Source organism: Comamonas sp. FG99 (assembly GCF_057808605.1).
The window spans coordinates 54,642-74,754 of sequence record NZ_JBMDII010000017.1 but is presented as its reverse complement, the minus strand read 5'-3'; the positions used below and the strand labels follow the sequence as shown (position 1 = coordinate 74,754).

The window sequence follows — 20,113 nt, the reverse complement described above, 5'->3', positions numbered from 1 at the left end:
CCTCAGGCGGATGGCGCATCGCCATTCGCCACGCCGCTGCTCACATGTCCGGCCGGCACATGGCGGGCGGCGGAGCTGGCGTGGCCGGTCTGGTCGTCGAAGAAGAAGTCGGGCTCGAACTCGCGCAGGAACTCGCCCTTGGACAGGCCGCCGAGGAACATGGCTTCGTCGACGCCGATGTTCCAGTCCATCAGCGTGCGGATGGCGCGCTCGTGCGCGGGCGCGCTGCGCGCGGTGACCAGGGCGGTGCGGATGCTCATGCGCGATTCGGCATCGTGCTGCAGGCGGTGCAGCGCCACCAGCAGCGGCTTGAAGGGCCCGTCGGGCAGCGGGCGGGTGGCATGCTCGCTTTCATGGCGCTGGAACTCGTCCAGCCCCTTGGCCTGGTAGATGCGCTCGGCCTCGTCCGAGAACAGCACCGCGTCGCCGTCGAAGGCGATGCGCACCTCGCCGGGGTGGCCGGCCTGCGCCGGCACCGATTCGGTGAGCACGCGCGCGGCCGGATAGCCCAGGGCCAGGGCCTGGCGCACGTCGTCGGCATTCGCCGAGAGGAACAGGTGCGCGCCCAGCGGCCGCAGGTAGCGGAACGGGTCGCGCCCCTGGGTGAACACGCCGCGCTGCACGCTGGCCAGGCCATGCGCCTGGCACGAGCGGAACACCCGCATGCCGCTGACCGGGTCGTTGCGCGACAGCAGCACCACCTCGACCTTCTGCGCGCCGCCCTGGTTGAAGGCCAGCAGCTTGCGCGCCAGCGAGAAGGCCACGCCGGGCGGCGCGGGCACGTCCAGGCGCTGCAGCTGCAACTGCACGTAGGCCCGGTCGTCGCCCTGCTCGAAGAGGCGGTTTTCCTCCTCGAAGTCGAACAGCGCGCGCGACGAGATCGCGACGACCAGCTTGTTGTCCAGGGTAGGGGCCATGTGCGTTTGGGGGTTGGGCCGGGCGCTAGCGCACGAATTGGTTGAGCTGGATGATGGGCATCAGCACCGCCATCACGATCACGCCCACCACCAGGCCCATGGCCACGATGAGCAGCGGCTCCAGCAGCGTGGCCAGGCGCATCGCGCGGCGCCGGACCTCGCCCGAGAGCTGGTTGGCCACGCGCTGCAGCATCTGCGGCAGCTCGCCGGTCTGCTCGCCCAGCCGGGCGAACATCGGCAGCAGCGCCGGGTAGCGTTTTTTCTGCGCCAGCGCCGAGGCCAGCGGCGCGCCTTCGCGCACCATGTCGAGCGCATCGAGCGCATCGTGGCGCATGGCCTGGTTGCCCACGGTATCGGCGGCGGCCTGCAGGGCCTTGAGTATGGGCACGCCGGCATTGCTCAGCATGGCCAGCGTGGAGGCGAAGCGCGCCGCGTTGTAGTTGCGCGCCAGCCGGCCCAGCACCGGCAGGCGCAGCCAGGCCGCGTCGTAGCGGCGGCGTACATCGGGCTGGCGCAGCGCCAGGCGCAGCATCACCAGCGCCAGCGCCGCCACCAGCGCCGCCAGCCAGCCCCAGTGGCGGATCAGCTCGCTCAGGGCCAGCATCACGCGGGTGAGTATCGGCAGCGCATGCTTGGTGCCGGCAAACACCTCGGCCACCTGGGGCACCACGTAGCTCATCAGCACCATCACCACCACGAAGGCGAAGCAGGTGACGATGGCCGGGTACAGGGCCGCGCCGATCAGGCTGTTGCGCAGCTGCTCGCGCTCTTCCAGGTCGTCGGCCAGCCGGCTCAGCACCTCGTCGAGGTGGCCGCTGTGCTCGCCCGCGTCGATCACCGCGCGGTAGATGGCGGAGAAATCCGCCGGGTACAGCGCCAGCGCCTTGGCAAAGGTGGAGCCGCCATTGACCTCGGCGCGCAGGCTGGCCACCAGCTGGCGCTGGCCTTCATGGTCGATCTCTTCCATCAGCGCGGTCAGCGCGCGCTCCAGCGGCAGGCCCGAGCCCAGCAGTCCGGCGAGCTGGCGCGTCCACACGGCCAGGCCAGCGGCGTTGAACACCTGGCGCTGCCAGCGCCGCGGCCCGCCGCCATCTGCCGCGGTACCCGCGGCCACCGGCTCCACCGACAGCGGCACCATCGCCTGGGCGCGCAGCTGGCTGCGCGCGGCCTTGGCGGTGTCGGCTTCGATCATGCCCTTGCGGGTCTGGCCCTGGGCATCGAGAACTTCGTAAGAAAAAGCAGGCATGCAAGCAAGAAGGGAACGTTCGCGGGCTATTGTGCATGAAGGGCGACAATTTCCGGGGATATGGCCGAGCTTGCCTGCGGCCCTGTCATGAGGATGTTATAAATACATACATGTATGTTTGCTGTGTTTGCATTCGCTCAACACAGCGTTCTACTTCTCCATACATTTGCCGTGATGGCAATACCGTATGATGCAGCCAGCCGGTTCCTTCCGGCATTTTTATGTCCAATTCCAGCCTGTCTCCTTTGGTTGAACTGCGCAATGTCACCTTCGGATATGGTGACCGCGCAATCCTGCGCGACATGTCGCTGACCATTCCGCGCGGCAAGGTCACTGCGGTGATGGGCGCGTCGGGTGGCGGCAAGACCACGTTGCTGCGCCTGATCGGCGGGCAGGAGCGCGCCCAGGCCGGGCAGGTGCTGTTCGATGGCCAGGACGTGACCACGATGGACCAGGCGCAGCTGTATGCGGCGCGGCGCCGCATGGGCATGCTGTTCCAGTTCGGCGCGCTGTTCACCGACATGAGCGTGTTCGAGAATGTGGCGTTTCCGCTGCGCGAGCACACCGACCTGCCCGAGGCGCTGGTGCGCGATGTGGTGCTGATGAAGCTCAATGCGGTGGGCCTGCGCGGCGCACGCGAGCTGATGCCTTCGCAGGTTTCGGGCGGCATGGCGCGGCGCGTGGCGCTGGCGCGGGCGGTGGCGCTCGACCCCGAGCTGATCATGTACGACGAGCCCTTTGCCGGGCTGGACCCGATTTCGCTGGGCACCTCGGCGCAGCTGATCCGCCAGATGGGCGATGCCATGGGGCTGACCACCATCATCGTCTCGCACGATGTCGAGGAAACCTTCCGCCTGGCCGACCAGGTGATCATCCTGGGCGCGGGCGTGGTGGCCGCGCAGGGCACGCCCGACGAGGTGCGCGCCAGCAGCGACCCGCTGGTGCACCAGTTCGTCAATGCGCTGCCCGAAGGGCCGGTGCCGTTCCACTATCCCGCGCCGTCGCTGGAGCAGGAGTTCGGTGGGGCGGCCGGCTTGGGTGCTGGCGGCGCCGGCAAGGGAGGCCGCTGATGCCGTGGTACCACCCCGCCGCCATCGGCTTCGGCGTGCGCCGGCAACTGGCCGGCATGGGCCAGGCCACGCGCCTGTTCCTGCGCCTGCTGGCCTCGCTCGGCTATGTGCTGCGCCGCAGCGCGCTGTTGCGCGAGCAGATCCATTTCCTGGGCAATTATTCGCTGGCCATCATCGGCGTCTCGGGCCTGTTCGTGGGCTTCGTGCTGGGGCTGCAGGGCTACTACATCCTGCAGCGCTACGGCTCCGCCGAGGCGGTGGGCCTGATGGTGGCGCTGAGCCTGCTGCGCGAGCTGGGGCCGGTGGTGACCGCGCTGCTGTTCGCCGGGCGCGCCGGCACTTCGCTCACCGCCGAGGTGGGCCTGATGCGCGCGGGCGAGCAATTGAGCGCGATGGAGATGATGGCGGTGGACCCGGTGCACCGGGTGCTGGCGCCGCGTTTTTGGGCCGGCGTGATCGTGATGCCGCTGCTGGCCGCGGTGTTCAGCGCGGTGGGCGTGATCGGCGGCTGGGTGGTTGGCGTGGTGCTGATCGGCGTGGACGGCGGTGCCTTCTGGGGCCAGATGCAATTCGGCGTGGATGTGCTGCGCGATCTTGGCAATGGCGTGGCCAAGAGCTTTGTCTTCGGCGTCACCGTGACCTTCGTGGCGCTGCTGCAGGGCTATGCGGCCAAGCCCACGCCCGAGGGCGTGTCGCGCGCGACCACCAAGACGGTGGTGATGGCGTCGCTGGCGGTGCTGGGGCTGGACTTCCTGCTCACCGCGATGATGTTCAGTATATGAATGGACACCCCCTATGTCGCTTTGCTCCTTCCCCCAAGGGGGACGACGGCCTTGGCTGCGGGGCGGCCCTGGCTGGCCGTCCCGCCGATGGGCCGTGGCAGTTTCTGGCGGTGTGGGTGATGTTTGGCGCTAAGGATAAATAAGGAAGAATCTATGCAGCAATCCAAAAGCGATGTCTGGGTTGGCCTCTTCGTGATGCTGGGGCTGGCGGCGCTGGCCTTCCTGGCGCTCAAGTCCGCGAACCTGCTGACGCTGGACTTCAACTCGGGCTACACCGTCACCGCGCGCTTCGACAACATCGGCGGGCTAAAAGCCCAGGCGGCGGTGCGCAGCGCCGGCGTGCGGGTGGGGCGCGTCAAGGCGATCGGCTTCAACGACAAGACCTTCCAGGCCGATGTGCAGCTGGAGCTGAACAAGCAGTTCGTCTTTCCCAAGGACAGCTCCTTCCAGATCCTGACCAGCGGCCTGCTGGGCGACCAGTACATCGGCGTGATCCCCGGCGCCGACGAGAAAAACCTCGCGCAGGGCGATGTGATCACCTCGACGCAGTCGGCCGTGGTGCTGGAAAATCTGATTGGCCAGTTCCTCTACGGCAAGGCGGAGGAGGGCGCATCGGCCAGCAAGCCCGCTGCCGGGCACTGAGGCCCCAACGATGAGAACAAAGCCATGACAAGAATAGCTATCAATCTCCCCAGGCGGGCCGCAGTGCCGGCCGTGGTGCTGGGCGCGGCGCTGCTGGCCGGCTGCGCCACCGGCCCCAACGCCAATCCGCGCGATCCGCTGGAGCCCTACAACCGGGCCATGTTCAACTTCAACGACGCGCTGGACCGCGCGGTGCTCGAGCCGGTGGCCACGGGCTACAAGGACGTGCTGCCGTCGCCGGTGCGCACCGGGGTGAGCAACTTCTTCTCGAACCTGGGCGACCTGTGGTCGTTCGTGAACAACGCATTGCAGCTCAAGGGCGAGGCGGCCTACAACAGCGCGGTGCGCTTTTCCACCAACACGGTGCTGGGCCTGGGCGGGCTGATCGACGTGGCCTCCGAGGCGAACATCGACCGCTACAAGACCGACTTCGGCCTGACCATGGCGCGCTGGGGCATGCCCTCGGGCCCCTACATCGTGTGGCCGCTGCTGGGGCCCTCGACGGTGCGCGATTCGGTCGGCATGGTGGCCGACTGGCATGGCGACCTGGTGAGCTATGTGGACCCGGTGTCGGCCCGCAATTCGCTGTATGCGCTGCGCATCGTCAATAACCGCGCCAACCTGCTCACCGCCACCTCGCTGATCGAGGCCGCGGCGCTGGACAAGTACAGCTTCACCCGCGACGCCTATCTGCAGGTGCGCCAGCAGGCGGCGCAGCCCGAGTATGGCGATGAGCGCGACTGGGCCAACGAGTCGGCGCCCGAACCTGGAACCGTGCCGGTGGCCGAGCCGCCGGCGCTGCGCCTCAAGCGCTGAACCCCTGGCGCCCCCCGTGGGCGCGCCCAAGAAAGGAACAAGAATATGTTGAACCGACGTCTCTGGATCCGAGTGCTGGCCAGCTGTGCCGCCAGTGCCGCGCTGCTGGGTGCCACGCTGGCGCGGGCCGCCGACATGGCGCCCGACGAGATGATCCGCCAGCTCTCCGACAAGGTGCTGAACACGCTCAAGACCGACCAGGCCATCCGCGCCGGCGACGTGAGCAAGATCACTTCCTATGTCGACTCCGAGGTCATGCCCAATGTCGATTTCCGCCGCATGATGGCTGCCGCCGTGGGCCCCAAGTGGCGCACGGCCACGCCGTCGCAGCAGCAGCAGTTGCAGGACGAGTTCAAGAAGCTGCTGGTGCGCACCTATGCGGGCGCGCTGCACCAGGTGAGTGACCAGACCATCAGCGTCAAGCCGGTGCGCATGCAGCCGGGTGACCAGGAGGTGCTGGTGCGCTCCGAGATCCTGGGCCGGGGCGATCCGATCCAGCTCGACTACCGCCTGGAGAAGGCGCCCGGCCAGGGCTTCGGCTGGAAGATCTACAACATCAACGTGCTGGGCGTGTGGATGGTGGAGACCTACCGCAACCAGTTCCAGCAGGAGATCAACACCAAGGGCGTGCAGGGCCTGATCGACTCCATCGTGGCCCGCAACAAGGCCAACGAGTCCGCGCCCGCCCCCGTGCCGGCCAAGTGAGCGCAACCGCGATGGATTCCACGCTGGCCCTGCCGGCCACCCTCACCCAGGCCCAGGCCAGCGCCGCGCTGCGCCAGCTGCAGCAGGGCATGGCGGGCTTGCCTGCGGCGGCGGCGGTGCAGGTCGATGCCTCGGCGCTGGCCCGCTTCGATTCCTCGGCCATCGCGGTGCTGCTCGAATGCCGCCGCACCGCACTGGCCGCCGGCCGGCCCTTCTCGGTGCAGCAGGCGCCGCACACCATTGCCTCGCTGGCGCGGCTGTATGGCGTGGCCGGATTGCTGGGTATATGAAAAGCAGGAGCATTCAGCGCTTGACTGGCGCTGGATTGCGATCTGAATCATATTGAAACTGAGTCTATATAAGCGCTAGGTGCTATTGTTTTGATGACGCCCTGTCGCCAGCACGCCACTGGCGTTCGTCCTACAATCCCCGACTCATGTCCGCCGTCTCCTTCCAATCCGTCTCCAAGATCTACCCCACCTCCAGGGGCCCGTTCCAGGCCCTGAACCAGGTGAGCCTGGACATCGCCGAAGGCGAGTTCTTCGGCCTGCTCGGGCCGAACGGCGCGGGCAAGACGACGATGATCAGCATCCTCGCCGGGCTGGCGCGGGCCAGCAGTGGTTCTGTCAAGGTGCTGGGCAGCGATGTGCGCGGCGATTACGCCAGCGCGCGCCGCAAGCTGGGCATCGTGCCGCAGGAGCTGGTGTTCGATCCCTTTTTCAACGTGCGCGAGTCGCTGCGCATCCAGTCCGGCTATTTCGGCGTCAAGAACAACGACGACTGGATCGACGAGCTGCTGGAAAACCTCGGCCTGGCCGACAAGGCCAATGCCAATCTGCGCCAGCTCTCGGGCGGCATGAAGCGCCGCGTGCTGGTGGCGCAGGCGTTGGTGCACAAGCCACCCATCATCGTGCTCGACGAGCCCACCGCCGGCGTGGACGTGGAGCTGCGCCAGACGCTGTGGCAGTTCGTCTCGCGCCTCAACAAGCAAGGCCATACGGTGCTGCTCACCACCCACTACCTCGAAGAAGCCGAGGCGCTGTGCAACCGCATCGCCATGCTGCGCTCGGGCAGCATCGTGGCGCTGTCCACCATGGCCGGGCTGCTGCAGGGCAGCTCGGCCAATGTGCTGCAGTTCAAGACCGACGCGGCGCTGCCGCCCGAGCTGGCCGCGGCCAGCCGCGTCACCGGCCGCATCGTGCAGGTGCCGGCCAGCGACGCGCGGGCGGTCGAAGACATCCTGGCGCGCCTGCGCGTGAGCGGCATCGCGGTCGAAGACCTGGAGATCCGCCGCGCCGACCTGGAAGATGTCTTCCTGCAGGTGATGGCGCGCGGCACCGGTGGCGATAGCGGCGCAAGCCACGCCACCGCGCAGCTGGGACCGCAGGGAGTCGGGCGATGAACACGATGATGAGCGGCTGGCAGACCCTGTTCTACAAGGAAGTGCTGCGCTTTTGGAAGGTGAGCTTCCAGACCATTGCCGCGCCGGTGCTCACCGCGGTGCTGTACCTGCTGATCTTCGGCCATGTGCTGGAGGGGCGCATCACGCTGTTCGGCGCGGTGGGCTATACCGCCTTCCTGGTGCCGGGGCTGGTGATGATGAGCGTGCTGCAGAACTCGTTCGCCAACAGCTCGTCCAGCCTGGTGCAGAGCAAGATCATGGGCAGCCTGGTGTTCATCCTGCTCACGCCGCTGTCGCACTGGGCCTGGTTCTTCGCCTTCGTGGGCGCGGCGGTGGTGCGCGGGCTGGCCGTGGGGCTGGGGGTGTACCTGGTCACGCTGTTCTTCGCGCCGCCGCAGTTCGCGGCGCCGCTGTGGGCGCTGGGCTTCATGCTGCTGGGCGCCGCGCTACTGGCCACGCTGGGGCTGATCGCCGGGCTGTGGGCCGACAAGTTCGACCAGATGGCCGCGTTCCAGAACTTCCTGATCATGCCGATGACTTTTCTGTCCGGTGTGTTCTACTCCATCCATTCGCTTCCCCCCTTCTGGCAGCAGGTGAGCCACCTGAACCCGTTCTTCTACATGATCGACGGTTTTCGCTATGGCTTCTTCGGGCAGAGCGACGTCTCGCCCTGGCTGAGCCTGGCCATCGTGGGCGGCGCGTGGCTGGTGGTGAGCGGCCTGGCCGTGCATCTGCTGCGCATCGGCTACAAGATCCGCAACTGAATGAAAATGATGGCTGCCGGCGCGTGCCCTAGGGGCGCCGGGGCCTGACCTGGTACAGATATGACCGCAGACGAACTCCAAAGCATCATCGGCGCCGGCCTGGCCTGCGAGCACATCGCGCTCGAAGGCGACGGCCGCCACTGGTTCGCCACCATCGTGTCGCCCGCGTTCGAGGGCAAGCGGCTGATCCAGCGCCACCAGCTGGTCTATGCTACCCTGGGCCAGAAGATGCACACCGACGAGGTGCACGCGCTGTCGATGAAAACGTTCACGCCCGCCGAATGGGCCGCACAGCCATGACCACTTCCAGCATGATCACGCTGGCCCTGTCCAAGGGCCGCATCTTCGACGAAACCCTGCCGCTGCTGGCTGCCGCCGGCATCGAGGTGCTCGAAGACCCCGAGAAATCGCGCAAGCTCATCTTGCCCACCAACCAGAGCGACGTGCGGGTGGTGCTGGTGCGCGCCACCGACGTGCCCACCTACGTGGCCTACGGCGGCGCCGACGTGGGCGTGACCGGCAAGGACACGCTGCTCGAACATGGCGGCGGCGGGCTGTTCCAGCCGCTGGACCTGCAGATCGCCAAGTGCCGCGTCAGCGTGGCGGTGCACAACGACTTCGACTATGCCCAGGCGGTGCAGCGCGGCGCGCGCCTGCGCGTGGCCACCAAATACACGACGATTGCCCGCGAATTCTTCGCGCGCAAGGGCGTGCATGTCGACCTGATCAAGCTCTACGGCAGCATGGAGCTGGCGCCGCTCACCGGCATGGCCGACGCCATCGTCGACCTGGTGTCCACCGGCAACACCCTCAAGGCCAACAACCTCAAGGAGGTCGAGCACATCATCGACATCAGCTCGCACCTCGTGGTCAACCAGGCATCGCTCAAGCTCAAGCAGGAGCGGCTGCGCCGCATCATCCACGCCTTTGCGCAAGGGGTGGAGCGCCGGCGCTAGGAACATGCCATGAGCGCCGCCCCGCAGCCCGCCGATTTCGCCGATATTGCGCGCCTGATCGCCGCTGCCCGGCAGCAGGCCGTGCAGGCGGTCAATACCGCGCTGATAGAGCTGTACTGGCAGGTCGGCGAGCGCATCAGCCGCAAGATCGCCGCGGCGCAATGGGGTGAAGGCGTGGTGGACCAGCTGGCCCGCTACCTGGCGCAGAGCCAGCCGGGGCTGCGGGGATTCACGCGGGCCAATCTGTTCAGGATGCGGCAGTTCTATGAGGCTTATGCGAGCAATGAATTTGTCGCACCACTGGTGAGACAAATTCCCTGGACGCACCACCTGATCATCCTGGGGCAGAGCAAGCGCCCCGAAGAGCGCGAGTTCTACCTGCAGAATGCCCATGATCTGAATATTGAATGACTATGAAATTCGTAGCTGCTCCTGTCCATCTGTCAACCGCTAGTGCCAATTTCGAGCATGATTTTGCCGAGCGCCTGCACTGGAGCGCCGACACCGACGCCGCCATCGAGCAGCGCGTGGCCGATATCCTGGCCGACGTGCAAGAGCGCGGCGATGCCGCCGTGCTCGAATACACCGCCCGCTTCGACGGCCTGCAGGCCGCCGGCATGGCCGAGCTGGAGCTCAGGCAGGACGAGCTCAAGGCCGCCTTCGACGGCCTGCCGCCGGTGCAGCGCGAAGCGCTCGAAGCCGCCGCCCGCCGGGTGCGCAGCTACCACGAGGCGCAGAAAAAAGCCAGTGGCGAAAGCTGGAGCTACCGCGACGAAGACGGCACCTTGCTGGGCCAGAAGGTCACGCCGCTGGACCGCGTGGGCATCTACGTGCCCGGCGGCAAGGCCGCCTACCCGAGCAGCGTGCTGATGAACGCCATCCCTGCCCATGTGGCGGGCGTGACGGACATCATCATGGTCGTGCCCACGCCGCAGGGTGCGAAAAACCCGCTGGTGCTGGCCGCCGCCTACGTGGCCGGCGTGCACCGCGCCTTCACCATCGGCGGCGCCCAGGCGGTGGCCGCGCTCGCCTATGGCACGGCCACGGTGCCGAAGGTGGACAAGATCACCGGCCCTGGCAACGCCTACGTGGCCAGCGCCAAGAAGCGCGTGTTCGGCCTGGTCGGCATCGACATGATCGCCGGCCCCAGCGAAATCCTGGTGCTGGCCGACGGCAGCACGCCGCCCGAGTGGGTGGCGATGGACCTGTTCTCGCAGGCCGAGCACGACGAGCTGGCGCAGTCCATCCTGCTGTGCCCCGACGCCATGTACATCGCCGCGGTACAGCGCGAGATCGACCGCCTGCTGCCCGAGATGCCGCGTGCCGAGATCATCGCCAAGAGCCTGAGCGGCCGCGGCGCGCTGATCCTCACGCGCGACATGCAAGAGGCCTGCGCCATCAGCAACCGCATCGCGCCCGAGCACCTGGAGGTCAGCAGCCGCGATCCGCACCGCTGGGAGCCGCTGCTGCGCCATGCCGGCGCCATCTTCCTGGGCGCCTACACCAGCGAAAGCCTGGGCGACTACTGTGCCGGCCCCAACCATGTGCTGCCCACCAGCGGCACCGCGCGCTTCTCGTCGCCGCTGGGTGTGTACGACTTCCAAAAGCGCAGCAGCCTCATCGAGGTGAGCGAGCAGGGTGCGCAGGCCCTGGGTCGCATTGCCAGCGTGCTGGCCCATGGCGAAGGCCTGCAAGGGCATGCGCGCGCGGCGGAGATGCGGCTCAAATAGTCCCAGCCCTGCGGCGGCTTCAGGCGGCCTGGGGCGAGACCGCGCCCGCGAGCTGCATGAGCGCCTCGCCGCAGGGCGCCTGCAGCTTCAGGTCCAGCTCGGCGTCGGCCCGCGTCACCCCCAGGTTGATCGCCGCCACCGGCAGCTGCCCTGCCTTGGCGGCATGCACGAAGCGCAGGCCCGAATACACCATCAGCGAGCTGCCCACGACCAGCAGCGCGTCGCTGTGCGCCAGCGTCTGCATGGCCGCCTGCACGCGCGGGCGCGGCACGTTCTCGCCGTAGAACACCACGTCCGGCTTGAGGATGCCGCCGCAGCGCGGGCAGGGCGGCACCGCGAAGCCCGAGAAGTCGATGCCGCTCAGGTCGGCATCGCCGTCGGGCGCCGCGGCGGCCTCGCGGTGCTGCCAGTGCGGGTTGGCAGCCAGCAGCATGGCCTGCAGATCCGCCCGCGCCAGCCGCTGGCCGCAGCCCATGCAAAGCACCTGGTCGAGCCGGCCGTGCAAATCCACCACGCCGCGGCTGCCGGCCTGCTGGTGCAGGCCGTCCACGTTCTGGGTAATCACCTGGGCGATGCGGCCCAGCGACTCCAGCTGCGCCAGCGCATGGTGCGCCGCATTGGGCCGGGCCTGGCGGAACACCGGCCAGCCGATCAGGCTGCGCGCCCAGTAGCGCCGGCGCGTGGCAGCGCTGCCCATGAAGTCCTGGAAGGTGACCGGGGCGGGGCGCTTCCAGGCGCCTTGGGCATCGCGGTAGTCGGGGATGCCGCTGCCGGTGGACAAGCCCGCGCCGGTCAGCACCGTCCAGCGCGGCCGGTGTGCCAGCAGCTGGAGCAGGGCGGATGCAGCAGGTGTGTCGATCATGGCGGGCATGATGGCACAGCCGGGCGCCCGCGCAGCGGCGTCGGATTTTCATGCGGCCTCGAAGTTTCAGATATTGAAACTGTGGTTTGCGAACCAGGCACGCTCTCCTACATTCGCGTTTCGCTGATTGCCATCAAGGAGACATTGCCATGAACCCAGCCACCGATACCGCCAGGCGGCGTGTTTTGCGGGCCGCGGCCGCATTTTCCGCGGCCGCGGCCTGGCCGCTGGCCCGCGCGGCGGGTGACAGGCGGCCCATACGCCTGGTGGTGCCTTTTCCCGCCGGGGGCGGCACCGATGTGCTGGCACGCCTGCTGGCCAAGGGGCTGGGCGGCGAACTCGATGCCACGGTGGTCGTCGACAACGTGCCCGGCGCCACCGGCACCATAGGCAGCGCCCAGGTGGCGCGCAGCGCGCCGGACGGGCACACGCTGCTGCTGGGCATCAGCGGCACCCATGCGATCGCGCCCGCCCTGTTCAAGCAACTGCCCTACCAGCCCACGCGCGATTTCACCGCGATTGCGCGGGTTGCCCATGGCGGCAACATCCTGGTCGCCAATCCGGCCTACCCGGCCAACTCGGTGGCCGAGATGGTGGCGCTGGTCAGGAAGTCCGGTGCGCCGCTGATGTACGGCTCCTGGGGCAACGGCTCCGGCGGCCATCTGGCGGGCGAGAGCATCCGCCAGGCCACCGGCATTGCCATGGAGCATGTGCCCTACAAGGGCGTGGCGCCGCTGCTGCAGGACCTGATCGGCGGCCAGATCCAGGTCGCGCTGGCCGATGTGACCGGCGCCATGCCGCTGCTGCAGGCCGGCAAGATCAAGGCGCTGGCCGTGACCGGGCGCAAGCGCTCGTCGGCGCTGCCGCAGGTGCCCACGCTGGTGGAAAGCGGCGTGGCCTTCGATACCGAGAGCTGGTTTGCGGTGTTCGCGCCCGCGCGCCTGCCGGCGGCCGAGGTGCAGCGCCTGGCCCAGGCTTGTGGGCAGGCGCTGCGGCAGCCGGACATCGCCGCCAAGATCAAGAGCCTGGGCATGGAGGCCGACCCGATTACGCGCGAAGACTTCGACAAGCAGTGGCGCCAGGACATCGACACCTGGGCGCGCGTGGTGAAAGCCGGCGGCATCACCATGGATTGAGCGGGGGCAGGGGTGGGGTTGGACACGAATTTCGTGTAACACGAAATTCGTGTAAACTGGCCGCCATGAAGAATCTCACCATCACCGTCGAAGACGGCGTGCTGGAATGGGCGCGCATCGAGGCCGCGCGGCGCGGCACCAGCGTGTCGCGCATGGTGGGCGATTTCCTCGCCGAGATGCAGCGCCGCGAAGACGCCTACGAGCGCGCCTACCTGGCCTGGCGTACCGATGAGCGCAGCTGGAATGGCGGCGCCCCGGCCGGGCGCAGCGGCGCGCGCGGCGTGGCGCTGTCGCGACTGCCGCATGCAAGCCGGGGGGCGAAGCCATGAGCGAGCTCGGCGGGCCCACCGTCTTCGTCGACACCTCGGTGCTGATCGCCGCCGAGGACGGCGCCGCGCCCGATGCGCAGGCGGCGGCGCTGGCCTGGCTCGACCTGCTGTGGCGCAGCCGCAGCGGCCGCACCAGCACGCAGGCGCTGGCCGAGTTCTACGACAGCGTCACCCGGCGTGCCATGCCGCAGGGCGATGCCCGCGCCGCCATCCGCCGCTACAACAGCTGGATTCCCTGGCAGATCGACGCCGCCACGCTGGAGACCGCCTGGGCCATCGAGGCCCGGCACCAGCTGGCCTTCGGCGACTGCCTGGCCGTGGCCTGCGCGCAGCACAGCGGCTGCGCCATGCTGCTGTCCAGCGCACTGCCGCATGCGGCGCACTACGGCGGCGTGCAGGTGATCGATCCCGCGCTGCAGCCGCCCACCATTGAGGAAACACCATGACCCAAGCCCCCGCTCCCTTGACCGAAGGCGCGTTGAAGCGCATCCGCCCCGATGTGCGCGCCATGCATGCCTACCATGTGCAGCCCGCCACCGGCCTGCTCAAGCTCGATGCGATGGAGAACCCCTACAGCTTGCCGCCCGAGCTGCAGCGGCTGCTGGGCGAGCGCCTGGGCGCGCTGGCGCTCAACCGCTACCCGGGCGGGCGCAGCGCCGAGCTGTGCGCGGCGCTGGCGCGCCATGCCGAGGCGCCCGCTGGCACCGCCCTGGTGCTGGGCAATGGCTCGGATGAGCTGATTTCACTGGTCTCGCTCGCCTGCGCCCGCCAGTCGGGCGAGGCGCGTGCAAAAGTGATAGCGCCCCTGCCGGGCTTCGTCATGTACGGGGTGAGCGCGCAGTTGCAAGGCCTGGATTTCGTCGGCGTCGATCTCACGCCCGACTTCGAGTTGGACGAGGCCGCGATGCTGGCCGCGATCGCCGAGCACCGCCCCGCCATCACCTACCTGGCCTACCCGAACAACCCCACGGCCACGCTGTGGAGCGAGGCCGCGATGCAAAGCGTGATCGACGCCGCCGGCCAGGTGGGCGGCATCGTGGTGGTGGACGAGGCCTACCAGCCCTTTGCCAGCCGCAGCTGGATGGCTCGCATGCGGGCCGAGCCCGAGCGCAACGGCCATGTGCTGCTGATGCGCACGCTCTCCAAGTTCGGCCTGGCCGGCGTGCGCCTGGGCTACCTGATCGGCCCGGCCGCGCTGGTGGCCGAGATCGACAAGGTGCGCCCGCCCTACAACGTGAGCGTGCTCAACTGCGAGGCCGCGCTGTTCGCGCTGGAGCACCAGGAGGTCTTCGCCGCCCAGGCCCGGGAGCTGCGCGCGCAGCGCGCCATCATCGTGCAGGCGCTGCGCGCCATGCCCGGCGTGCTGCAGGTCTGGGACAGCGAGGCCAACATGGTGCTGCTGCGGGTGGCCGACGCCGGCAAGGCCTTCGCCGGCATGCGCGAGCGCGGCGTGCTCATCAAGAACGTGTCGGCCATGCACCCATTGCTCGCAGGCTGTCTGCGCCTGACGGTGGGCGCGCCGCAAGAAAACGCTACCATGCTGGCTGCGCTGCAAGCTTCTCTCTAAATCGCTACGGGAACTACCACGGTGACCATTTCTGAACGACGCGCCAGCGTGGCGCGCAACACGGCCGAAACCCGCATCAAGGTGGCCGTGAACCTCGACGGCACGGGCAAGGCCAAGCTGGCCAGCGGCATCGGCTTCTTCGACCACATGCTCGACCAGATCGCCCGCCATGGCCTGATCGACCTGGACATCCACTGCGAGGGCGACCTGCACATCGACGGCCACCACACGGTGGAAGACGTGGGCATCACCCTGGGCCAGGCCTTTGCGCAGGCGGTGGGCGACAAGAAGGGCATCCGCCGCTACGGCCATGCCTATGTGCCGCTGGACGAGGCGCTCTCGCGCGTGGTGGTCGATTTCTCGGGCCGCCCCGGGCTGCACATGGACGTGCGCTTCAGCGCCGGCACGATCGGCCAGCTCGATACCCAGCTGGTGTTCGAGTTCTTTCAGGGCTTCGTCAACCATGCGGGCGTGACGCTGCACATCGACAACCTCAAGGGCGTCAACGCGCACCACCAGTGCGAAACCATCTTCAAGGCCTTCGCTCGCGCGCTGCGCTTCGCGCTGGAGCGCGATCCGCGCATGGAAGGCGTGATCCCCTCCACGAAAGGCTCGCTGTGAACACGGTTGCAGTCGTCGACTACGGCATGGGCAATCTGCGCTCGGTATCGCAGGCGGTGATGGCCGCGGCGGCCGACACCGGCGCCAAGGTGATCGTCACCGCACGCCCTGAAGAGGTGCGCGCCGCCAGCCGCGTCGTGCTGCCGGGGCAGGGCGCCATCCGCGACTGCATGGCCGAGCTGCGTGATTCGGGCCTGCAGGAATCGGTGCTCGAGGCCGCCGCGGCCAAGCCGCTGTTCGGCGTCTGCGTGGGCATGCAGATGCTGCTGGAGCACAGCGCCGAGGGGCCGGAAGGCGGAACGCCGGGGCTGGGCCTGATTCCCGGCCAGGTGCTCAAGTTCGAGCTGGAAGGCCGCCTTCAGGCCGACGGCAGCCGCTACAAGGTGCCGCAGATGGGCTGGAACCGCGTGCGCCAGACGGCGCATGCGCGCTTCGGCGGCAAGCCGCATCCGGTATGGGCCGGCGTGCCCGACGACGCGTACTTCTACTTCGTGCACAGCTTCTACGCCCGCCTGGCGCAGGCTGGGCATTGCCAGGGCGAAGCCGAATACGGCGAGACTTTCGCCTGCGCTATTGGCCGCGACAATATTTTTGCGACACAATTCCACCCAGAAAAGAGCGCCGACCAGGGCCTGGCCCTGTACCGCAATTTTCTGCACTGGAATCCCTGACTCCTGCTTTTGTTCCACTTCCGCTTTTTGCTTGCCAGCGAACCACCATGCTGCTCATCCCTGCCATTGATCTGAAGGACGGTCATTGCGTGCGCCTGAAACAGGGCGATATGGATCAATCCACCACCTTCGGCGAAGACCCGGTCGAGGTCGCCCGCCGCTGGTTCGATGCCGGCGCGCGCCGCCTGCACCTGGTGGACCTGAACGGCGCCTTTGCCGGCCAGCCGAAGAATCTGTCGGTCATCAAGGCCATCCTCCAGGAGTTCGGCGACGAGCTGCCGGTGCAGCTGGGCGGCGGCATCCGCGACCTGGACACGATAGAGAAATACATCGACCTGGGCATGCGCTACGTCATCATCGGCACGGCGGCGGTGAAGAACCCAGGCTTCCTGCAGGATGCCTGCAGCGCCTTCGGCGGCCATATCATCGTCGGCCTCGATGCCAAGGACGGCAAGGTGGCCACCGACGGCTGGAGCAAGATCACCGGCCATTCGGTGATCGACACCGCCAAGCGCTTCGAGGACTGGGGCGTGGAGTCCATCATCTACACCGACATCGGCCGCGACGGCATGCTCACCGGCATCAACATCGATGCCACCGTGGCGCTGGCGCAGTCGCTGAAGATCCCGGTGATCGCCTCGGGCGGGTTGGCCGGCATGGCCGACATCGAGCAGCTCTGCGCGCTCGAGTCCGAAGGCATCGAGGGCGTCATCTGCGGCCGCGCCATCTACAGCGGCGATCTCGATTTCGAAGCCGCCCAGGCCCGCGCGGATGAGCTCGGCGGCGGCGATTGAACAGCAATTGTCAACAAACCACCGGTTTGTAACCTTGTGGCACATGTGATTACCCCCGGTTTGCGCATGGCGGGATGGCTTGCCACACAATACGTGGCGCGGCATCAAAATTCATAGCAATCCCCGCCGCTGCATCGAAAGAAAGCGCATCTGTGATACTCGTGACTGGCGGTGCCGGCTATGTCGGCTCCCATCTTTGCGTGGCACTGGCCGAGGCCGGAATGCCCTTTGTCATTCTCGACAACTTCAGCAATGCGCGCCGCTCGGTGCTGCAGAGGCTGGAGCGCATCCTGGGCTTCGCGCCGCCCTGCATCGAGGGCGACGTGCGCGACGCCGGCCTGCTGGAGCACCTGTTCGACGAGCAGCGCTTCGAGGCCGTGGTCCACCTGGCCACGCTGAAGGTGGCCGCCGACTCGGTGCGCGAGCCGCTGCGCTACTACGACAACAACGTCACCGGCACCGTGGGCCTGCTGCGCGCCATGCAGACCGCTGGCATCCGCACCTTCATCGGTTCCTCGTCCGCGGTGGTCTATGGCGACCCCGCCGCCTGCCCGGTGCGCGAGGACGCGCCGCTGGCCGTCTCCACGCCCTATGGCCAGACGGTGATGATGGCCGAGCAGATCCTCACCAGCCTCGACGAAGCCTCGCCGCGGCGCTGGAAGATGGCGCTGCTGCGCAGCTTCAACGCGGTGGGCTGCCACGACAGCGGCCTCATCGCCGAAGACCCGCCGCGCATGTCCACCCATGTGGCGCCCTACATGGCCCAGGTGGCGTCGGGCAAGCGCGACTGCCTGCGCATCTTCGGCAACGACTATCCCACGCCGGACGGCACCGCCGTGCGCGACTACCTGCACGTCAGCGACCTGGCGGCGGCTTATGTGGCCGCGCTGCGCTACCTGCGCGGCCATGCCGGCCTGGTCAAGCTCAACATCGGCTCGGGCCGGCCCACCACGGTGCTGGAGCTGGTGCGGGCCTTCGAGCGCGCCAACGGCCGCGCCGTGCCGTTTCGCATGGCGCCGCGCCGCGCGGGCGACGCGGCCCAGCTGTGGGCCGACATCCGCATGGCGCAGCAGCTGCTGGGCTGGCAGCCGCAGCATGGCCTGGAGCGCATGCTGGAGGACGTCTGGCGCTGGCAGATCGGCATGGGCCGCAGCGTGCACTGACTCCTGGGCTACTGCGCTGGGCCGTCGATCTTTTCCAGCCAGGCGGGAATATCCCGCGCCCCATGGAGCACGCGCCACACATCGATGTGGTCCTCGCGCTCAAGGTAGAAAACAATGTGCGGATAGCGCCTCAACGGCCAGCTTCGCAGGCCGGGAAGCTGCGCCGCATGGCCATGGCGGGACGAGCCGGTGCCGGGGTGCGAGCCTATATGCGTGTAGGCCTGCTCCAGCGCGTCGATGAAGCCCAGCGCCGCGGCGGCGGCGCCCTCGCCCAGGTAGTAGTTGATCGCGTCTTCCACATCCCGCAGGGCGAGCGCTCGGGGGACGACCGGCTTGGCCCTCATCCCCTGGCGCTGCGCACGCGCGAGCGCAAGGACTCGAAGTAGCCGCTGTCGACCGCCGGCCCTGCCTCCGAGGCCGCGCCGTCGAGCAGCAGGCTGCGCAATTGCTGGCGATCCTGTTCCCGGCGTATCAGCTCGCGCACGTATTCGCTGCTGGTGCCATAGCCGCGCTGGCGAACCTGCTCATCGACGAAGGCCTTGAGCGTCTCGGGCAAGGAGATATTCATGGTGCTCATGGCTGGCCATGCTAGCCGCCATGGCAAAATTTGGCAAACGGCTGGAGTTGCTCCATGCCTGCCCGCAGCCGCCGCCCACCGTGGTATGGTTGCCTCCCGTTCCTCCACTTGCCAGACGCACCATGCTTGCCAAACGAATCATTCCCTGCCTTGATGTGACCGGCGGCCGCGTGGTCAAAGGGGTGAATTTCGTCGAGCTGCGCGATGCCGGCGATCCGGTGGAGATCGCCGCGCGCTACAACGCGCAGGGGGCCGACGAGCTGACCTTCCTCGACATCACCGCCACCAGCGATGGGCGCGACCTCATCCTGCCCATCATCGAGGCAGTGGCCTCGCAGGTCTTCATCCCGCTCACCGTGGGCGGCGGCGTGCGCACTGTCGAGGATGTGCGCCGCCTGCTCAACGCCGGCGCGGACAAGACCAGCTTCAACTCCGCGGCCATCGCCAACCCCGCCGTCATCGATGCCGCGAGCGACAAGTACGGCGCGCAGTGCATCGTGGTGGCCATCGACGCCAAGCGCCGCACGCCCGAGGACGAGCTGCGCATCGGCGAGAGCGGCAGGCCGGTGGGCGCGGGCTGGGATGTATACAGCCATGGCGGGCGCAAGAACACCGGGCTCGACGCGGTGCAATGGGCGGCCGACATGGCGCGCCGCGGCGCCGGCGAGATCCTGCTCACCAGCATGGACCGCGACGGCACCAAGTCCGGCTTCGACCTGCAGCTCACCCGCGCGGTGAGCGACGCGGTGTCGGTGCCGGTCATCGCCTCGGGCGGCGTGGGCAATCTCGAGCACCTGGCCGACGGCATCCAGCAAGGCGGCGCCGATGCGGTGCTGGCCGCCAGCATCTTCCACTACGGCGAATACACCGTGGGCCAGGCCAAGCAGCTCATGGCCCAGCGCGGCATCGCGGTGCGGTTGTAGGCGCTCCAAACCCTTTCCAGGGGCTTCCCAGATCGCGGACAATGGCCGCATGAATTGGCTTGACGACGTGAAGTGGGATGCGCAGGGCCTGGTGCCGGTGATTGCGCAGGAGCAGGGCAGCGGCGATGTGCTGATGTTCGCCTGGATGAACCGCGAGGCGCTGCAAAAGACCGCCGAGTTGCAGCGGGCGGTGTATTTCAGCCGCTCGCGTGGCAAGCTGTGGTTCAAGGGCGAGGAGTCCGGCCATGTGCAGCAGGTGCACGAGATCCGCATCGACTGCGACAACGATGTGGTGCTGCTGAAGGTGACGCAGCTCGGCCACGAGCCGGGCATCGCCTGCCACACCGGCCGGCACAGCTGTTTTTACAGTGTTTTGCAAGATGGCCGGTGGCGGCCGGTGGAGCCGGTCTTGAAAGATCCCGGATCCATCTACAAATAAC

General features: G+C 67.9%; 27 protein-coding genes. 22 read left to right on the top strand and 5 right to left on the bottom strand.

The window, feature by feature from the left end:
* Nucleotides 1-2: 2 nt before the first annotated feature.
* Nucleotides 3-917 (bottom strand): 5'-nucleotidase, encoded by a 915-nt coding sequence (locus ACODRX_RS13410; protein ID WP_488872007.1) that lies wholly within the window; start codon nt 915-917, stop codon nt 3-5.
* Nucleotides 918-942: 25 nt separating this feature from the next.
* A complete protein-coding gene (gene gspF, locus ACODRX_RS13405) occupies nt 943-2,163 on the bottom strand; it encodes a type II secretion system inner membrane protein GspF (RefSeq protein ID WP_488872006.1) in 1,221 nt (406 codons plus the stop codon).
* A 221-nt stretch (nt 2,164-2,384) separates the two neighbouring features.
* Between gspF and ACODRX_RS13400 the strand changes: the two genes are divergently transcribed.
* From ACODRX_RS13400 to hisD, 12 genes are all read left to right on the top strand, one after another.
* The gene (locus tag ACODRX_RS13400; protein ID WP_488872005.1) at nt 2,385-3,233 is read left to right on the top strand and encodes an ABC transporter ATP-binding protein; all 849 of its coding nucleotides are present in this window, start codon (nt 2,385-2,387) and stop codon (nt 3,231-3,233) included.
* Nucleotides 3,233-4,015, top strand: coding sequence for a lipid asymmetry maintenance ABC transporter permease subunit MlaE (mlaE, locus tag ACODRX_RS13395; protein WP_488872004.1), 783 nt, complete (start codon nt 3,233-3,235; stop codon nt 4,013-4,015). Before ACODRX_RS13400 ends, mlaE begins: the two co-directional genes overlap by 1 nt.
* Nucleotides 4,016-4,168: 153 nt before the next feature.
* Nucleotides 4,169-4,657, top strand: a complete 489-nt coding sequence (gene mlaD, locus ACODRX_RS13390; RefSeq protein ID WP_488872003.1) for an outer membrane lipid asymmetry maintenance protein MlaD — start codon at nt 4,169-4,171, stop codon at nt 4,655-4,657.
* 24 nt (nt 4,658-4,681) lie between these two features.
* Nucleotides 4,682-5,473 (top strand): MlaA family lipoprotein, encoded by a 792-nt coding sequence (locus ACODRX_RS13385; protein WP_488872002.1) that lies wholly within the window; start codon nt 4,682-4,684, stop codon nt 5,471-5,473.
* A gap of 45 nt (nt 5,474-5,518) precedes the next feature.
* The gene (locus ACODRX_RS13380) at nt 5,519-6,178 is read left to right on the top strand and encodes an MlaC/ttg2D family ABC transporter substrate-binding protein (RefSeq protein WP_488872001.1); all 660 of its coding nucleotides are present in this window, start codon (nt 5,519-5,521) and stop codon (nt 6,176-6,178) included.
* Between the two features lie 11 nt (nt 6,179-6,189).
* The gene (locus tag ACODRX_RS13375) at nt 6,190-6,468 is read left to right on the top strand and encodes an STAS domain-containing protein (protein ID WP_488872000.1); all 279 of its coding nucleotides are present in this window, start codon (nt 6,190-6,192) and stop codon (nt 6,466-6,468) included.
* 146 nt (nt 6,469-6,614) lie between these two features.
* Entirely contained in the window at nt 6,615-7,580 is a 966-nt protein-coding gene (locus ACODRX_RS13370; RefSeq protein WP_488871999.1) for an ABC transporter ATP-binding protein, read from the top strand.
* 8 nt (nt 7,581-7,588) lie between these two features.
* Complete coding sequence (locus tag ACODRX_RS13365; RefSeq protein ID WP_488872043.1) at nt 7,589-8,344, top strand: ABC transporter permease; 756 nt, start codon at nt 7,589-7,591, stop codon at nt 8,342-8,344.
* Nucleotides 8,345-8,404: 60 nt separating this feature from the next.
* A complete protein-coding gene (locus ACODRX_RS13360; protein WP_488871998.1) occupies nt 8,405-8,644 on the top strand; it encodes a BolA family protein in 240 nt (79 codons plus the stop codon).
* Between the two features lie 11 nt (nt 8,645-8,655).
* Nucleotides 8,656-9,300, top strand: a complete 645-nt coding sequence (gene hisG, locus ACODRX_RS13355) for an ATP phosphoribosyltransferase (protein ID WP_488872042.1) — start codon at nt 8,656-8,658, stop codon at nt 9,298-9,300.
* Between the two features lie 9 nt (nt 9,301-9,309).
* The gene (locus ACODRX_RS13350) at nt 9,310-9,711 is read left to right on the top strand and encodes a DUF1016 N-terminal domain-containing protein (protein WP_488871997.1); all 402 of its coding nucleotides are present in this window, start codon (nt 9,310-9,312) and stop codon (nt 9,709-9,711) included.
* A 2-nt stretch (nt 9,712-9,713) separates the two neighbouring features.
* Nucleotides 9,714-11,030: a histidinol dehydrogenase gene (gene hisD, locus ACODRX_RS13345; RefSeq protein WP_488872041.1), complete on the top strand. Its 1,317-nt coding sequence runs from the start codon at nt 9,714-9,716 to the stop codon at nt 11,028-11,030.
* Nucleotides 11,031-11,049: 19 nt separating this feature from the next.
* Here the strand turns inward: hisD and ACODRX_RS13340 are convergent, their stop codons facing one another.
* Nucleotides 11,050-11,901: an NAD-dependent protein deacetylase gene (locus ACODRX_RS13340; RefSeq protein WP_488871996.1), complete on the bottom strand. Its 852-nt coding sequence runs from the start codon at nt 11,899-11,901 to the stop codon at nt 11,050-11,052.
* 140 nt (nt 11,902-12,041) lie between these two features.
* Between ACODRX_RS13340 and ACODRX_RS13335 the strand changes: the two genes are divergently transcribed.
* From ACODRX_RS13335 to galE, 8 genes are all read left to right on the top strand, one after another.
* Nucleotides 12,042-13,028, top strand: coding sequence for a Bug family tripartite tricarboxylate transporter substrate binding protein (locus ACODRX_RS13335; RefSeq protein ID WP_488871995.1), 987 nt, complete (start codon nt 12,042-12,044; stop codon nt 13,026-13,028).
* A 65-nt stretch (nt 13,029-13,093) separates the two neighbouring features.
* The gene (locus ACODRX_RS13330; protein ID WP_488871994.1) at nt 13,094-13,357 is read left to right on the top strand and encodes a hypothetical protein; all 264 of its coding nucleotides are present in this window, start codon (nt 13,094-13,096) and stop codon (nt 13,355-13,357) included.
* Nucleotides 13,354-13,803: a PIN domain-containing protein gene (locus ACODRX_RS13325; protein WP_488871993.1), complete on the top strand. Its 450-nt coding sequence runs from the start codon at nt 13,354-13,356 to the stop codon at nt 13,801-13,803. Before ACODRX_RS13330 ends, ACODRX_RS13325 begins: the two co-directional genes overlap by 4 nt.
* Nucleotides 13,800-14,924: a pyridoxal phosphate-dependent aminotransferase gene (locus tag ACODRX_RS13320; protein ID WP_488871992.1), complete on the top strand. Its 1,125-nt coding sequence runs from the start codon at nt 13,800-13,802 to the stop codon at nt 14,922-14,924. The genes ACODRX_RS13325 and ACODRX_RS13320 overlap by 4 nt, the downstream gene beginning before the upstream one ends.
* Nucleotides 14,925-14,945: 21 nt before the next feature.
* The gene (hisB, locus tag ACODRX_RS13315; RefSeq protein WP_488871991.1) at nt 14,946-15,545 is read left to right on the top strand and encodes an imidazoleglycerol-phosphate dehydratase HisB; all 600 of its coding nucleotides are present in this window, start codon (nt 14,946-14,948) and stop codon (nt 15,543-15,545) included.
* Nucleotides 15,542-16,216 carry an imidazole glycerol phosphate synthase subunit HisH gene (gene hisH, locus ACODRX_RS13310; protein ID WP_488871990.1) on the top strand — a complete coding sequence of 225 codons (675 nt, stop codon included), beginning with the start codon at nt 15,542-15,544 and terminating at the stop codon, nt 16,214-16,216. The genes hisB and hisH overlap by 4 nt, the downstream gene beginning before the upstream one ends.
* Nucleotides 16,217-16,263: 47 nt before the next feature.
* Nucleotides 16,264-17,010, top strand: coding sequence for a 1-(5-phosphoribosyl)-5-[(5-phosphoribosylamino)methylideneamino]imidazole-4-carboxamide isomerase (gene hisA / locus ACODRX_RS13305; protein WP_488871989.1), 747 nt, complete (start codon nt 16,264-16,266; stop codon nt 17,008-17,010).
* A gap of 152 nt (nt 17,011-17,162) precedes the next feature.
* On the top strand, nt 17,163-18,173 hold the full coding sequence (gene galE / locus ACODRX_RS13300) for a UDP-glucose 4-epimerase GalE (protein WP_488871988.1): 1,011 nt from the start codon (nt 17,163-17,165) through the stop codon (nt 18,171-18,173).
* 8 nt (nt 18,174-18,181) lie between these two features.
* On the opposite strand, the gene ACODRX_RS13295 is transcribed toward galE, so the two are convergent.
* Nucleotides 18,182-18,517 (bottom strand): type II toxin-antitoxin system RelE/ParE family toxin, encoded by a 336-nt coding sequence (locus ACODRX_RS13295; RefSeq protein ID WP_488871987.1) that lies wholly within the window; start codon nt 18,515-18,517, stop codon nt 18,182-18,184.
* The gene (locus ACODRX_RS13290) at nt 18,514-18,750 is read right to left on the bottom strand and encodes a ribbon-helix-helix domain-containing protein (protein ID WP_488871986.1); all 237 of its coding nucleotides are present in this window, start codon (nt 18,748-18,750) and stop codon (nt 18,514-18,516) included. Before ACODRX_RS13290 ends, ACODRX_RS13295 begins: the two co-directional genes overlap by 4 nt.
* Nucleotides 18,751-18,872: 122 nt before the next feature.
* Here ACODRX_RS13290 and hisF point away from each other — a divergent pair, with 122 nt between their 5' ends.
* Nucleotides 18,873-19,673 (top strand): imidazole glycerol phosphate synthase subunit HisF, encoded by an 801-nt coding sequence (gene hisF, locus ACODRX_RS13285; protein ID WP_488871985.1) that lies wholly within the window; start codon nt 18,873-18,875, stop codon nt 19,671-19,673.
* Nucleotides 19,674-19,722: 49 nt separating this feature from the next.
* A complete protein-coding gene (hisI, locus tag ACODRX_RS13280) occupies nt 19,723-20,112 on the top strand; it encodes a phosphoribosyl-AMP cyclohydrolase (protein ID WP_488871984.1) in 390 nt (129 codons plus the stop codon).
* The last annotated feature ends 1 nt before the right edge of the window (nt 20,113 follow it).

Bases quoted from the DNA above. Each gene is read 5' to 3' on its own strand.
- ACODRX_RS13410 (WP_488872007.1), bottom strand. From the start codon at position 917: ATGGCCCCTACCCTGGACAACAAGCTGGTCGTCGCGATCTCGTCGCGC.
- gspF (WP_488872006.1), bottom strand. From the start codon at position 2,163: ATGCCTGCTTTTTCTTACGAAGTTCTCGATGCCCAGGGCCAGACCCGC.
- ACODRX_RS13400 (WP_488872005.1), top strand. From the start codon at position 2,385: ATGTCCAATTCCAGCCTGTCTCCTTTGGTTGAACTGCGCAATGTCACC.
- mlaE (WP_488872004.1), top strand. From the start codon at position 3,233: ATGCCGTGGTACCACCCCGCCGCCATCGGCTTCGGCGTGCGCCGGCAA.
- mlaD (WP_488872003.1), top strand. From the start codon at position 4,169: ATGCAGCAATCCAAAAGCGATGTCTGGGTTGGCCTCTTCGTGATGCTG.
- ACODRX_RS13385 (WP_488872002.1), top strand. From the start codon at position 4,682: ATGACAAGAATAGCTATCAATCTCCCCAGGCGGGCCGCAGTGCCGGCC.
- ACODRX_RS13380 (WP_488872001.1), top strand. From the start codon at position 5,519: ATGTTGAACCGACGTCTCTGGATCCGAGTGCTGGCCAGCTGTGCCGCC.
- ACODRX_RS13375 (WP_488872000.1), top strand. From the start codon at position 6,190: ATGGATTCCACGCTGGCCCTGCCGGCCACCCTCACCCAGGCCCAGGCC.
- ACODRX_RS13370 (WP_488871999.1), top strand. From the start codon at position 6,615: ATGTCCGCCGTCTCCTTCCAATCCGTCTCCAAGATCTACCCCACCTCC.
- ACODRX_RS13365 (WP_488872043.1), top strand. From the start codon at position 7,589: ATGAGCGGCTGGCAGACCCTGTTCTACAAGGAAGTGCTGCGCTTTTGG.
- ACODRX_RS13360 (WP_488871998.1), top strand. From the start codon at position 8,405: ATGACCGCAGACGAACTCCAAAGCATCATCGGCGCCGGCCTGGCCTGC.
- hisG (WP_488872042.1), top strand. From the start codon at position 8,656: ATGATCACGCTGGCCCTGTCCAAGGGCCGCATCTTCGACGAAACCCTG.
- ACODRX_RS13350 (WP_488871997.1), top strand. From the start codon at position 9,310: ATGAGCGCCGCCCCGCAGCCCGCCGATTTCGCCGATATTGCGCGCCTG.
- hisD (WP_488872041.1), top strand. From the start codon at position 9,714: ATGAAATTCGTAGCTGCTCCTGTCCATCTGTCAACCGCTAGTGCCAAT.
- ACODRX_RS13340 (WP_488871996.1), bottom strand. From the start codon at position 11,901: ATGCCCGCCATGATCGACACACCTGCTGCATCCGCCCTGCTCCAGCTG.
- ACODRX_RS13335 (WP_488871995.1), top strand. From the start codon at position 12,042: ATGAACCCAGCCACCGATACCGCCAGGCGGCGTGTTTTGCGGGCCGCG.
- ACODRX_RS13330 (WP_488871994.1), top strand. From the start codon at position 13,094: ATGAAGAATCTCACCATCACCGTCGAAGACGGCGTGCTGGAATGGGCG.
- ACODRX_RS13325 (WP_488871993.1), top strand. From the start codon at position 13,354: ATGAGCGAGCTCGGCGGGCCCACCGTCTTCGTCGACACCTCGGTGCTG.
- ACODRX_RS13320 (WP_488871992.1), top strand. From the start codon at position 13,800: ATGACCCAAGCCCCCGCTCCCTTGACCGAAGGCGCGTTGAAGCGCATC.
- hisA (WP_488871989.1), top strand. From the start codon at position 16,264: ATGCTGCTCATCCCTGCCATTGATCTGAAGGACGGTCATTGCGTGCGC.
- ACODRX_RS13295 (WP_488871987.1), bottom strand. From the start codon at position 18,517: ATGAGGGCCAAGCCGGTCGTCCCCCGAGCGCTCGCCCTGCGGGATGTG.
- ACODRX_RS13290 (WP_488871986.1), bottom strand. From the start codon at position 18,750: ATGAGCACCATGAATATCTCCTTGCCCGAGACGCTCAAGGCCTTCGTC.
- hisF (WP_488871985.1), top strand. From the start codon at position 18,873: ATGCTTGCCAAACGAATCATTCCCTGCCTTGATGTGACCGGCGGCCGC.
- hisI (WP_488871984.1), top strand. From the start codon at position 19,723: ATGAATTGGCTTGACGACGTGAAGTGGGATGCGCAGGGCCTGGTGCCG.